This window comes from Yoonia sp. KMU-150 (genome assembly GCF_056858355.1).
The window spans coordinates 421,483-436,814 of the sequence record NZ_JBXEQF010000001.1 but is presented as its reverse complement, the minus strand read 5'-3'; the positions used below and the strand labels follow the sequence as shown (position 1 = coordinate 436,814).

The following is a 15,332-nucleotide window of genomic DNA, read 5'->3' as shown; positions in this document are numbered from 1 at the left end:
ATGACGTCTGCCGCGTTCAGATCGGTCAGCTCGAGCGTGTTGACGGCCATGATGCCGTCGTCGTCGAAGATGACCGGAATGGTGACCAGATCGAAATCGCCCGACACGCGGATCGTGTTGTCGCCACCGCCGTCGACGATATCGACGCGGCCGCCACCCGCGACCAGCAGGTCGTTACCGGCACCACCATACAGATCGGCATGATCGGCCTGGCCCGTCAGCGTGTCGTCACCGCCGCCGCCATAGACTTCGCCTGCCGTCTGCGTGGCGGTCAGCGTGTCTGCGACATCGTCACCATTCAGCACCAGCCCAGCGGGCAATGGCACCGCGAGCGCCTGCAACGCGGCATAGTCGAGCGACGAACCGGCACCGAATTCGAATGTGACGGCATAGGTCGGGTCGAAGCCCGTCTCGCCCTCACCTTCACCCTCGCGCTCGCCAAAGTCGCCGTCACCTTCGCCAAAGTCGCCCTCGCCCTCACCGAGGTCGCCCTCGTCGAAAATCGGACCTTCTTCGAAGTCGTCCCTCGGCACGTTCAGGACGACACGGTCTTCGGTCCCGGCGAAGGTCAGGATCAGATCGCCATTGTCCGCCTCAAAGACGAGCAGGTCGGCAGGATCGATCGTGTCGTCGAATACCAGCGTCGTCAGATCATCTTCGGGGCTTTGATACTCATTGATCGTGTCCGACCCGAAACCGGCGGAGAAGCGATAGGTGTCGTTGCCCTCGCCGCCGTACATGCGGTCATTGCCTTCGCCGCCGATCAGCAGGTCGTCGCCGTCGCCGGCTTCGAGTTCATCGTTGCCGCCGCGCCCGTCAAGCGTGTCCGAGCCCTGCAACCCTTCGAGGAAATCATCGCCCGCGCCGCCGGTGAGCGTGTCGTCGACAGGGCCATCGACCGCACCGATCACGAGGCCGTCCGGGTTGGCGGGGCCTGCCATCGTCTGCAGGTCAGCGACGGACCAGACCGTGCCCGGTGCATCGTCAAACGTTACCGTGTCGATGCCGCCCGTCGCGGGATCGACCAGATTGCCGCCTACGATGCGAAGCCGGTCACCGGCCCCGATCTTCAGCACCAGATCGTCGCCGGTGTCGCTGTCGACCTCGACCGTGACGTCGGCCGGCAGAATGCCCGCACCGAATACGATCATATCGATATTCTGGCCTGCGCCGTTCATACCGCCATCGTCGATCACGTCCTGGCCGAAGCCCGCATCGAAGCGATAGATGTCGTCGCCACCGTTGCCGGTAAGCGTGTCGTTGCCAGTACCACCGATCAGCGTTTCACCGCCCGCACCACCGAAGAGAATATCGTTGCCACCCGCGCCGACCATCCGGCTTGCCGTTGCGGAAAGACCTTCGATCAGATCGTCGCCGGCACCGCCTTCCAGCAGGTTCGTGGCTGGATCGCCCTGCAGGACAAGACCGGTCGCGCCCGGCCATGGCAGGGCGTCGGCGATCATGCTGTCATGTGTCCAGTCGGGATCGCTGTCGCTTTCGAAAGTCACGGTTTCGACACGCTTGCGGGTCTCATCCAGGGCCCCGGCGATGCGCAAAAGGTCATTGCTGCCGACAGCCAGCAGCAGATCGTCGCCATCGGTGAAAATCCGAACGTCCGTGCGTGCAATGTCAGCCGCAAAAATGATCCTGTCAGACCCGGCGCGCCAGCTGAAGCCGGCGCTTTCGTCGATCGTATCGTGGCCGAAGCCCGCCGCGAAGAGATAGACATCGTCGCGGTCGCCACCGCTCAGAAGATCGTCACCGGCTCCGCCATCTAGCGTATCGCCGGTATCGCCGCCGAACAGCTGGTCGTTGCCTTCGCCGCCAAAGAGCGTGTCTGCGCTGGACCCGCCTTGCAGCGTGTCGAAGCCGTCGCCACCGGACAGCGTGTTCGTGCCGCGCCCACCGAACACGGCGTCGTCGCCTGCATCACCGCTCAGATCATCGGCATCGTCACCACCGTAGATGATGTCGTCACCGGCCCCGCCTGCAACGGAATCGTCACCGTCAAGTGCTGTCACGGTGTCGTTGCCCGCCAGCGCGTCAATCGTGTCGTTCTCGTCGGTGGCGGTCACGTCGTCGGCGAATTCGGTTACGGTCGCCGCGAGTGCAAGAAGGTCGTCGCGGGTCAGCGGGTCGACCCCGGGTGCATCATCGTCGAACCGCACGAATTCGATACGGTTGCTGTTGTTCGTGGCCCCGTCCCTGATCAGTAGCCGGTCTTCGGTGCCGACAAAACGCAGCTCGATGTCGTTGCCGATGACGCGCGCGCGCAGGTCAGCGCGGGTCAGCCCTGCGCCGAAACTGATCTCGTCTTCGTTGGAGAAGATGCCGCTGTCGGCAATCGTGTCCTGACCGAACCCGGCGGCAAAGCGGTAGACGTCGCTGGTCTGGCCCCCGGACAGGAAATCGTTGCCGGTGCCGCCTTCCAGCGTATCCGCGCCCGCGTTGCCGAAGAGCGAATCGTTGCCGCCGCCGCCGGCAATCGTCTCGGCATTGTAGCTGCCGACGAGGGTCTGATCGGCATCGCTGGCGGCGAGGGCCAGGGTAACCAGTTCCGCGTGCGACAGTTCCACATCGTTGGCAAAGCGTAGTGTCTCGATCCGCGCGCCTTCGCTGTTCATCGTGTCGACAAGACGGATTTCGTCATCGGTTCCGTCAAAGGACAGGATCAGATCGTCGCCTTCGGCGCTTACGCGCAGCAAGTCCTGCGTCAGACCATCGCCAAGCTGGATAACGTCGTTATACGAATTGTTCCGCAGTGCATTGTCGTCGATGACGTCGCGCCCGAAGCCGATCTCGAACAGATAGGTATCGTCGCCGTACCCGCCTTTGAGCAGGTCGTTTCCGGTATCTCCGGAAATGGTGTCCGCGCCGGACCCGGCCTTGATCGTGTCGTCGCCTGCACCGCCCGCAATCATTTCGGCGTCGTATGACCCGAACAGTGTCTGGTCCGCGTCGGTCGGCACGGTGGCGCGTGTGACCAGCTGTGCATGGGTCAGCACGGCACCATCGTCAAAACGCACGGTTTCGATACGGTTCTGCGTGCTGGTCAGTGTGTTGATGATGCGAAGCCGGTCATCGGATCCCTCAAACGACAGGATCAGATCGGTCGAGGTAGCGACCACCCGCAAATCGGCCACAGCAAACCCGTCCCCGAACACGATTTCATCGTTTGGCGAGAAGCTCGTGTTAAGCCCGTCATCGAGTATCGTATCGTCACCGAAACCTGCGTTGAACACGTATTGATCGCTGCCGCGACCGCCGGTCAGACGGTCGTTTCCGGTGCCACCGTCAAGCGTATCGTCGCCGACGCCCGTGTCGATCGTATCGTTGCCGCCGCCGCCGAACAGAGCGTCATTGTCCTCATAGGATCGCAGGGTCTGGTCCGCGTCGGTCGCGGCCGTCAGACGTGCAAGCAGGTCCGCGTGGGTCACCGCGGTCCCGTCATCGAACCGATAGACCTCGATCCGGTAGTTCGTGTTCGACAGACGCTCGATCCGCAGAGTGTCGCCGGTCGCGCCAAAACTCAGGACAAGGTCGTCGCCATCGACGGCGGCATCCATGTCGCTTTCAAGCAGGCCGGGGCCGAATACGACCGTGTCGTTGACCTCGGTGCTGCGCCCGGCGTCGACGATGGTGTCCTGCCCGAACCCGGCATCGAAGACATAGTTGTCATTGCCCACACCGCCCGAGAGGCGGTCGTCGCCCTGCGCGCCGACGAGCGTGTCGTCGCCGCGACCCGCGCTGATGGAATCGTCACCCCAGCCGCCCGTGAAGGTCTCGTCATCGTTGGTGCCGGACAGCGTTTGCGGCAGGGTGGTGGCGAAGGGCTGTCCGCTGAAGTTACCGCCGCTCAGATCACCGAGAGCCACGTCTTCAAGCCGGAAAAGCTGGCGCGCCGCATCAAGGCTCGTCGTGCCTGCATCGACGAAGTAGACGTAGGTATCTTCGCCCTCCTGACGGGCCACAACTTCGCCCGACAGATTCAGCGCCAACTGGATATCGAGCGCATCGCCCAGATCGCCGACCTCGAAATTCTCGATCGTGATCAGGCCGTCGCCTTCATCGACTTCGGGCACGAAGGTCGTGAACGTATCGACCTGACCATCCACGGCAACAAAACGCCGCGGTGCTGCAGCCCCGCCGCCCGAACCACCGCCGGTGGCCCCGCCGGAAAGCGTGAAATCGTCGAAGAGCGGATCGGTGAACGGATCCGCATCCGGGACAGAAGGCGACAGGCGTTGCTGCGCTGCGGCTTCATCGACCAGAAGGGCCGTCAGACCCGCGGCGGTGAGCGGTGAAAACCCTGCAAATTCAAATGTTTCGACCAGCGGGTTTGAGAAGCGATATTGGTTCTCGACCAGCAATTGCTCGTCGGAGCCCACAAAGCGGATCAGCAGATCGTCGCCGCGTTGGACCGCGACCATATCCGCCGGGTCGAAGCCGTCGAACCGGATCGTGTCGTCAGAACCCGCACCGTTGACTTCCGTCACCGTGTCGCGGCCGAAGCCGGGTCTGAATATATAGAGCGTATCGCCGTACCCACCGGCAAGGCTGTCGTTCCCGAACCCGCCTTCGATCTGGGTGTCGGCTACAAAATTCGTACCAAGCGAGATAACGTCGTCGCCGTCACCGTTTGCCGTTACAAAGGCGACGATGTCAGCCAGTGTCATCGCCGGGTCTGCGGCAAATTCAAAGCGTTCGATCTGCTGCAGGCGCAGGCCGCTGCTGAACATGCCCTTGATCGTGATCCGATCCGCGGTGTCCCTGATCCCGATGATCAGATCGTCGGGGTCGCCCGCAATGATCTCCAGATCGGCGCGGGCGATCCCGGCACCGAAACGCAGCGTGTCAATCGTGCTGTTGTCGAAGGCCTCGACGTCGATGATCGTGTCCTGCCCGTCGCCGGGATTGAAGACATAGATATCGGCGCCTGAATTGCCTTCCAGCCGGTCGTTGCCCAGACCACCGGTCAGGACATCGGCACCCCGGCCGGTTTCCAGCCAATCGTTGCCGTCGCGGCCAAAGACATTCGCACCCGGAGTCGTGCCGTTCGCGGCGTTCGGACCAGAGGCAAGGATCACATGATCGTCACCGTCCGTCGCGGGGATCGCTGCGGCGAGCGCGAAGACCGATTGCGTCTGGCCGTCGCTGAACATCAGCGTCCCGACGATGGCATCCGGGTCGTTGACCGGATCGATCAGGGTCAACCGGTCGTCGGTACCCGCGATCAGCAGGATGATATTGCCTTCGGCGTCGCGCTTGGCGGTGACATCCTCGGCGGCAATTCCCGGACCAAAGGCGATGGTGCCAAAACCGTCGGCAGCGTTCGAGGTCGTGATACGGTCCTGTCCGTCGCCCAGGTTGAAAGTATAGACATCGGCCCCGCGCCCATCGACGATGATGTCGTTGCCCAGACCCGCGATGTACCCCTCGGCGCCGCTGGTCCCTCTGAGCAGGTCATCGGTATCGGTACCAATGGCATTGAGCGTGTTGAGCAGGTCTTCCTTGAGGATAACCGTGCCGTCCGAGAAGATGATCTCCTCGATCGACGCATTGCGGATCAACAGGCTGTCGTCGCTGGCCAGAAAGCTGATCAGTACATCGTCGCGATCGTCCGACAGGCGGTCGACCAGCATCTCGGATGGACGATAGCCGATGATTTCGACGACGTCGTAGCCCTGGAAATCCTCGATCACGTCCTGCCCGGACCCGAAGCGGAAGACATAGTGGTCGTTGCCGCGATCACCCGTCAGAATGTCGTTGCCCTCGCCACCGTCAAGCGTATCCGCCCGGTCTGATCCGCGAACATAGTCATTCCCGTCGGTGGCCTGATCATCGACGAAGGCCTGCACCAGATCGGCGGCGGTCCATGTTGTGAAATCCGAGAACTGGATTCGGGGCACCGCGCCGCCGCCCATTGCCCCCGCGATGACGATCTGCTGACCGTCGGTGAAGTTCAGAACCAAATCGTCAGAGGATCCGTCGCCGCGCACGACGCTGACCGAATTGCTGTGCTGATCGGTGATGCGCAGCAGGGCGTCGGACGCGCCTGACAGCATTTCGACACGGTCGCTGCCGAACGCGCCGTTGAAGGTGACCTCGGCCCCGTCGCTGAGCAGGATCAGGTCGTTGCCCGGCCCGGCATTCAGGGGCGTCCCGGCGGGGAAGTCGCTGGTGTCGAGGATATTTTGCCCGGCGAAGGACGTCGCCTCGTAGATCTTGATGCGGATGTCCTCGATCGAAATCGAGACCTCGTCGTCGGTCCCCGCAAAAAAGACGAAGTTTTCGACCGGCGTATCTTTGTAGCCGCCAATCACGACGATGCGTTCGTCGCTGCCGGACAGCGTCAGAACGAGGTCGCCGTCGACATTCTGGTAGGCTACGTCCATCGGGCGGATTTCGGCGCCGAACACCAGCCGGTCGATACCGGCGGAGTCGTAGATCGCGGTGGACTCGTCGCCGTAGTTGACACGGTATTCGTCGTCTCCCGCGCCGCCTTCCAGCCGGTCGGCCCCTGCCCCGCCTGACAGCGTGTCGTCACGGCTGTCGAGACCCTGCAGCAGTTCTGATGCCGCCGTTCCGGTCAGCATCGTGTTCAGGATTTCCTCAAGCGTCAGGACACTGCCGTCGCCAAAGCGGAACTCTTCGACCCGCGTGTTTGCCAGCCCGCCGACGATTGTCAGTACATCGGAGCCCAGGCCCAGGTCGATCACCAGATCATCGCCGTCGCGGCTGATTTTCAGCGCGTCGCGAGTGACGGAAATTCCGAATTGAACATGGTCAATGACACCCGGCGCATCCGGGGTTTCCAGAATACGGTCAAAATCGTAATCCGCGCCAAAGGCGTAGGTGTCTGCAGCGGCCCCGCCGATCAGCACGTCGTCGCCCTGGCGTCCGTCCAGCACATTGGGCTGCGTCGGATTGCCTTCGATCACGTTGTCGCCCCGGTTGCCGCCTGTGATCTGCAGGCGTTCCTCGATATCCGCGATCGACAGCACCTCGCCGTTCACGAACTCGAACCGTTCGACCCCTGTGTCGATGCTCAGGAACTGGTCACGAATGCGGAGGGTATCGGTACGATCCTCGACGCTGATCAGGAGGTCGTTGCCGTCTTTGGTAAAGACGGCATTGTCCACTGTGATATCGTCGCCGAAAGCCACCACATCGTCGACGGGCACATTGATGCCCTCCCGGTCGGTCCAAGCCGCGCGCAGGCGGGTATCGACGATGACATCCTGCCCATAGCCAACGTCGAAAACGTAGGTATCGCCGCCGTCGCCACCGATAATCGTGTCGTCACCGCCGCGACTGTCAAGTTTCTCGGCAAAGTTGGACCCGGTGATCGTCTCGGACGCATCCGTGCCGACAAGGTCGATATCTTCGGGGTTGAAATTCTCGTATTCCAGCACCGTATCGTCGAACTGGAAGAATTCGATCGCGTGCGTTTGCCGGTCGGTGCGGACATACTGGTTTTCCAGAATGATCCGGTCGTCCGTCCCGTCAATCGAAATGATGAGATCGAGAGCCGTTCGCGAGAAAGACACATCGGCTGCGGTCAGGGAAGTGAAAACGATCTTGTCTGCGGCACCGGCTGGCGACAGGAAGGCATTCGACTCATCAAAGACGGTGTCTTCGCCGTATCCACGCGCGAAGACATAGGTGTCGTTGCCACCGAACCCTTCCAGCCGGTCATTGCCGAGCCCGCCGTCAAGACGATCCTGATTGAATTCAAAGCCATAGATGGTGTCGTCGCCATCGGTCTTGGCGATATCGACATAGTGCTGCAACAGCTTCAGGTAGTCCCAGGTCGTGCCGTCGGCAAAGTTGATTTCCTCGATCAGGTTGGTGAAACCGACGAAGAAGACATGCTTGAGATATTCGGACAGGATCACCTGATCGTCGGTGCCGCGGATCTGCAGGCGCAGTGTGTCGCTGGACCCGTCGCGTAGGAATTCGATATCTGTCCAGCGCAGATCGTCCTTGAACTGCAGCAGGTCGTCCTTGGGTCCGAAGGGGCCGCCGAAATCGGCGTCATAGATCACGTCCTGCCCGTAGCCGCGCCCGAAGATATAGGTGTCGAAACCGCCGACACCGGTCAGGTAATCGTCGCCCGCGCCGCCATCCATCGTATTGGCGTTCAGATAGCCAAAGACAACGTCATCACCGTCGGTCTGCGAATTCGCGATGACCTCAGCGATGATTTCGTCCTGTTCCAACTGACCGCCGAACTCGAACGTGATCACCTCGATCATGTTGGGCGCGACGAAGTCGAGACCGGTCTCCGACCCCACAGCCTCGGCAAAGAATCCGAGGTTCAGTTGCAGGCCGCCCAGCTGTCCGACGATCTTTACCGACTGGCCGGAAAATTCGCCGTCCTGAAGGACATGGATGACGATATCGTCAGCATCGCCGTCGCGGGTGATGTAGAGATCGTCCTTGGAGATATCGCCGCGGAAATGCAGGAAATCCAGCCCGGCCTCCAGCGGACCGAACGAGAAACTACCAATGTCGTCAATGACATCGTGGCCGTCGCCCCGTTCGATATAGTAGCTGTCACCGCCTTTACCGCCAGACAGGTAATCGTTGTTCAGGCCGCCGTACATGACATCGACCGACCCGGAGCCATAGTAGGCGTCCGCTTCATCCTCGCGGCCTCGTTCAAAATCGACGACGCCGAACGACATCCGGAATCTGTCCCAGATTGTCCCGTCCGCAAAGATGATCTCGTTGACCCCGCTGTCGATCTGGGTCCCGTTCTGGAGCAGTTTGTTCTCTTCGCCCAGGAACTGGTCCTGAACCCGCAGGGTCGCCCTGCCGCCCTGCTCATCGTCCCAGGTCATGACGAGATCCTGGCCATCACGCTCGAAGTCGATGTCGTCGGACGCAAGATGCAGGAAACGCAACTGGTCGTGATCACCCAGATCGTAGTCGACGATGGTATCGGTTCCGGTCTGGCGACCGACGAAATAAATGTCGATCTGCACATCGTCGGTGTAGACGGTGGCGTCCTTGGGATAGCTGCCGTAAACGGTGGTTTCGCCTTCGGAGAGGTAGAAGAAGTTGATACCTTCCTTGGTGATCATCGCCGTGTCGTCGACACCATGTGTGACCAACTGCCGCTCATCGACGTTCAGCGCGTTGGCGATGGCGAAAACATCCAGATCGATGGGCACGTTCTCATAGGCGGCGAGCGCCATTTGCAACACGAACGAGGGATCGAGATCGACCTTGGAGTCGACGATCGTGGCACCTTCGCTGGTCTGGTAGTTGGCGTAGACCATCGCCAGAACGCCACTCCACTCGGCCAGATAGTCATAGACCGCGTCGTCGGTATTCGTCGCCGGGGCAGATTCGAAGATCGCCTCGAACATCGGCGCCAGTTCACGATCTGTCGTCGGCACATAGGCATCGGCCTCGATGTCGAATTCGACACCACGGGCAAAGTCAGACAGCCCGGATTGCAGCGCCATTTCGACGGCCACGCGCTGGCTCATCAGCAGGTACTGCGTCATGATCTGACCGGCCAGGTCGATCATCGGGGTGATGACGGATTCGTAGCGATCCTGAGACAGCGTGTAGTCGCCGCCTTCGACCACGCGGTAGTCGATCAAACCGGTATCGTTATCGAGCGTCGCCGCCAGCATTTCCGGGCGGAATTCGATTGCGCCGAGGTTTGTCGCATATTGCAACTGCCCGGGCGTCATCACGACGACACGGTAGGCGCTGTCGTCGGTCACACCCACTTCGGACAACGTATCGAGATCGACTTCGTAGTTACGCAGGTTGAATTCGCGGCTGTCGCCGGTCTTGAACTGCAGCTCGAGCGCGCGATCCAGATTACGGGCCCAGACCAGGAACGTGCCGTCCTGGTCGGTTACCTCGACTGTGTAGTCGACGGTAATGCCGTCGGTGACACGAATGCCGATCCGTTCGGTGGGTACCGCGGCAATCGGGTTGTAGCTGATGTCTTCGACCCGCCATTCCTGGCCGGGGTCGCGTGCCAGTGCGAGAACGTCGTCGATTGTGGGCGCGGCCACGACCGCACCGTCAGGACCCGTGATCTCGCGACCGCTCGCCAGTCGCCAGCTGCCGTCCTCGTTCTGAATGCCCCAGTCATCGACGACGGCACGCTCTTCGACGATGCGTACAAGATAGGGGGCGGGGGCGCGGTCGACCGGGTCGAACCCGCGGCTGGCCGGTGACCAGCTTTGCTCCATCTGCCAGTGGAAACCATCCGCGGCGGCTTGCGCCATGACGTCTTCCAGCGTCGGACGCGCAATTGCAAGCCCGTCCGCGTCAAGCACATCCGCCCCGCTGTCAAGACCCCAGTATCCGCCATCGACATCCTCGTGATAGACGCCGAAGTCGATCAGAGTGACCGCCCCGTTCGATGCGGTCTGCAGCAGAACAGGCAAAAGTTCCTGCGTGGTTTCAAGGGTTTGACCCCAATACGACAGAACAGGACCGACAGCGTCCATCAGCGCCCTGATCTGGGGCACCGTCATGCTCGCGGCGGCGTCGGCAACGATATCGGCCAAGGCGATGTCGTTCGCCATCGCGGTCGTCAGATTGGTGACCTGTCCGTAACCATGCGCGTTCAAATCGACCGGCAGGCCCCATTCCGGCGCACCGTTTTCACCGATATAACGCGAATCCGTCGGGATCGCCTCGAAGATCGTCTCGAACATATCGACGACGCTGCCATCGGCAAATTCCACATGCCCGGTCGACAGCAGTTCATTGCCCTGTGGCTGCGTGAAGTTCAGGTCGATCGTGTCCAGATCGAGCGCGACAATACCCCAGGCATCCAGCGTCTGAAGCTCGCCGTCGTCGGTGACGCCGTCCTCGTTCTGGTCGCGCCAGATCAGCAGGTCGGCCCAGATCGCATCGGCGGCGGTAATCTTGCCGTCGGCATTCCCGCCAAGCTCTACCGTGTCGAACACGCCAAGGTCGTCGTAGCCGCGCCCGGTGTTCAGGCCGAACATCTCGGTCGCGTTGTCGATACGATCATTGTTGTTGATGTCGCGGACAAGGAAACCGTCATCGCCCTGCAACCAGCCTGTCCGCTCTGCGAATTTGTCGTCGCCCAGATCGAAATACGTGCTCGAACGATAGACCGCGATGGTTTCCAGCCCATCGCCGTCCAGGTCGATCACAAGCGGATCATTGCCGTTTGCCCAGTCAAGCTGCTTTGACAGCCGGACCGCCGCGCTGGCGAACCACGCGGCTGTGTCCGCCTTTTCCACCCAGCTATAGGCTTGCAACAACGCACCGACACCGGCAGGCAGCGCCTTGATCGCAGATTGTGCCACTCCCAGAACGCTCATGAACGCTGCAAAAATGCTCGGCCCGTTGAAGGCCAAGCCAAGGTCGGCGGTTTTGTTCGCTCCCGCGTTATCAAGTGCGGTGAAGCCGCCGAACGTTCCGGCAAAGACGTTCGTCTGGAAGAACCCGGCATCCTGCACGTCGAAGTTGGGAATGTCCTGAATGCCCGTCGGCAGACCTTCGGGCGCAGAAACGCCGATCGAAACCTGCAGGGCCGACCAGAAGAGGTTGCCGATGTCGACCACTTTCATGCCGCCGTCGGGATCGAGGACGTAGGCGATCGACGGCACGAAGGTGTCGTAGAACACGCTTTTACCGATGCCCGCCGACATCGCCAAAGCCGCCGTTTGCGTGGCCGCGGAAATACCGCCCGCGATGGCGTCTGCCAGCCCGCCCGCCAGCCCGCCGACGGCCCACATCACCGACCCCGGTGTCACATCACCACCTGTCAGCGGCACACCGTAATAGACGAGAACATCGTCGATTTCCGGATCCATGATCGTCGTATCGGTCGCGAAGTAGAACAGGTCCGCGTTCTCCGGCTTATTCTCGCCGGTCGTCGGGCGACCGTTCCCATCGCGCCCGGATGGGTAATAGCCCGTGGTCGTGTCGCCAAATAGCGTACCACCGGCCGAAAAATTCATGACGACGTCACGGCCAAGGCCGCCTGCAGTCGTGACGCCGGTGCCCTCCAATACCGCAACGATGTCGTCGCCATCGCCACCGTCGAGTGTGAGGTCCCAGCCCTCCGGCATCGCCTCGACCAGAATGGTGTCGTTGCCTGCCTCGGCGTCGATGTAACCCTGGCCCGACATATGACGCAGGCCCTCGTCGTCGCCGAAACCGATGATGAAACGGTCTTCGTTCGAGGTCAGCGATACCGAGTCGATATCGTCGAACACGAGATTTTCGTAGAAATCCGCGCTGCCGATTTCATTGCGGGCCGACGTCGTAAGCCGGTCCACTGCCAGTTTGCTGACATAGACAAGGCTTCCGAGATCGTAGTTTCCGCGATCTGCAGCCGCAAACTTGCCGTTGGCGAAAAGGATGCCGTTTGCATTGTCGCCGCTATCGGTGAAGTCGAGCGTATCGCCGCGCGAGTTCGATCCGCCACCGTTGAACGAGATCGTCGTCGCGCTCTCGATATCGCCGTTCAGCGTGAGATAGACAGTATTCTGGTTATCGCTCAACTCGATATCTTCGAGACCTGCAACCGTATCCAGCCGGTTGAAGTCACGGTCGAGAATGTAGAGGTCGACGTCGCTCGTCGTGCCGGTCACGATGTCGAAATCGTCGCCCTGTTCGGAATAATCGAGCGTATCGTCACCCGATCCGCCATAGATCGTGTTGTCATCGGAATCGACGACAAACTCGTCGTCGCCGCTTCCACCGTAAAGGGTGTTCTCGCCGCTTCCGCCACTGATCAGGTCATTGCCGGCGCCGCCATAGATTTCGTCGGCACCACTCTCCCCTGCCAGCGTGTCATCATCGCCGCCGCCGTAAAGCGTGTCGTCGTCTTCGCCTCCGTCGATCGTGTCGTTGCCGTCCGATCCGTAGACCGTGTCGTCGCCGGTATCGCCGGTGATTATGTCATTGCCGATGCCGCCGTCCACAACGTCATTGCCGCTGTTGCCGGTGATGATATCGGCACCGGTGCCACCTGCCAGCACGTCATTGCCCGCGCCGCCGATGACGGTATCGTCGCCAGCGCCGGCATCGACCGTATCGTCGTCCGCTCCGGCGTCGATCTGGTCTGCGCCGCCACCGCCGGAGATGACATCGTTCCCGTCATCCCCTCTGATCAGGTCACCGCCGGTCCCGCCGATGATGTCGTCGTTGCCTGCTCCACCGTAGAGTGAGGATACCCCCGAAGACACCAGCAGCGTGTCGTCACCTTCGCCGCCGAACAACGTATCCGAACCGCCGCCGCCGATGACGGAATCGTTGCCTGCATCGCCATGCAGGACGTCACCTTTCAGACCACCGTCGATCAGATCGTTGCCCTGACCGCCGAATATCGAGTCCAGTCCGTCACCGCCCGAGGCGATATCGTCGCCTTCTCCGCCATAAAGCGAGTCGACCCCATCGCCACCTTTGAGCACGTCATTCCCGATACCGGCATAGAGGAAATCGGTCTGGCGGCCCCCTTCGAGTACATCGTCCCCCGCGCCACCGATCAGAATGTCGGAACCGCTTGCGCCGATCAGCGTATCGTTGTCACCCTGACCGTCGAGCGTATCGTCGTCGTCGCCACCATAAAGCGTGTCGACGCCAGCTCCGCCCAGCAACGTGTCTTCGCCATCTTCGCCCAAGAGCGTGTCGTTGCCGTCATCGCCCAACAGGGTGTCGTTGCCGTCACCACCCGCGATGTCGTCATTGCCCTCACCGCCGAACACCGAGTCTTCGCCGCTGCCCGCGACGACGATATCTTCCCCGTCTCTGCCGAAAATGACATCGGCACCGGAGCCGCCGTCGATTGTATCGTCGCCGCTTCCGCCGTCGATATCGTCGTTCTCGGCACCGCCCAGGATCACATCGTTCCCGGCGTCTCCGACGAGAATGTCCTCTCCGGTGTCGCCCAGAATGACGTCGTTGCCTGCGCCGCCGGAAACGACATCGTCGCCGCCTTCACCGGCGATCGTGTCGTCGCCCTCACCACCCAACAGCGTGTCGCCGTCGGTGCCGCCTTCGATAATGTCGTTGCCCGCGCCGCCGTCGATTTCGTCGATACCCTCACCGCCGTCGATCACGTCGTTGCCGGTGCCTCCCACGATGATGTCCGCACCATCAAGACCGCGCAGATTGTCGTCTCCGCTGCCGCCGTCGATGGTGTCGACGCTGTCGTGGCCTTCGACGATATCGTTGCCGGCACCACCGTAAATCTCGTTTTCGCCGCCACCGGTGGCAATTGTGTCGTCGCCGTCATCGCCGTGGATGGTGTCATTATCGGAGCCGTTGAAAATTGTGTCGTTGCCCGCGCCGCCATATACGATGTCGTCGTCAGCCCCGCTCAGGATCTCGTCGTCATCTTCGCCGCCGTAGATTTCGTCTGCGCCCTCATCGCCGACAATCGTGTCCGCGCCTGCATCACCGCGCAGTGTGTCGTTGCCTTCGCCGCCGACGAGGGCGTCGTCGTCTTCGCCACCTTCGAGGGTGTCGTCGCCATCGCCGCCGAACAGCTCGTCCGCGCCTGTTCCGCCATAGAGCGTATCGGCACCGTCATCACCTTGCAGGATATCGTCGTCGCCCTGACCGCTCAGCGTATCGTTGCCGTCGCCACCGGACAGCAGGTCATTTCCGTCACCGCCCTCAAGTGTGTCGTGTCCGGCCTCGGCGATCAGTTCATCCTCGCCATCATTGCCGCGGAGGGTATCGTCGCCGATACCGCCGATAATGGTGTCGAAGTCATCGCCACCCTCGAGCCAGTCGTTCCCGGCCTGACCCAGAATAAAGTCATCGCCCTCGCCGCCGAAGATACAGTCGTCATCCGCGCCGCCCGACAGCAGATCGTCTCCGCCGCCGCCGAAAATGCAGTCGTCCCCGGCCTCGGTGCTGACGGTGTCGTCACCGCCGCCGGTGGATACCGTGTCGTTCCCGGCACCGGTCGAAATGGTCACGGGGGTGCCGGAGTCATTCTGGGACAGGTCGATAATCTGCGACCCGCCCGGCAGGATCACCTGTTCGATGCCGGAATACGTGATGGTGCCCGACCCGGTGGTGATTGTCCCGCTTTCGGGGCCGGAGGCATTGAATGTAATTGCAGAGGTCACCCGGGTCAGGTCGAGGATGTCGTAGTCGCTGTTGTCCGCATCCTCGCCGCCGATGACGGTCGTGTCGCCGTGACCGTCCTCGATCACGATACGGTCGCTGCCCTCACCACCGTCAAGCGTATCGCCGCCGGCACCACCGGTAATGGTGTCATCGCCGGACGTGCCGGTGATCGTGTCCGCGCCGTCCGTTCCAAACAGGGCGTTTGGATCCGTTGCACCGTCGTCGTCCAT

General features: G+C 61.6%; 1 protein-coding gene (running past one end of the window). It reads right to left on the bottom strand.

Features of this window, described 5'->3' with window-relative positions; genetic code table 11:
* Nucleotides 1-15,332: the start of a tandem-95 repeat protein gene (locus AC04PH_RS01880; protein WP_483064046.1), read on the bottom strand. 16,852 nt of this gene lie to the left of the window's left edge; the window shows 15,332 of its 32,184 coding nt (coding positions 1-15,332); it begins with the start codon at nt 15,330-15,332; the stop codon falls past the left edge of the window.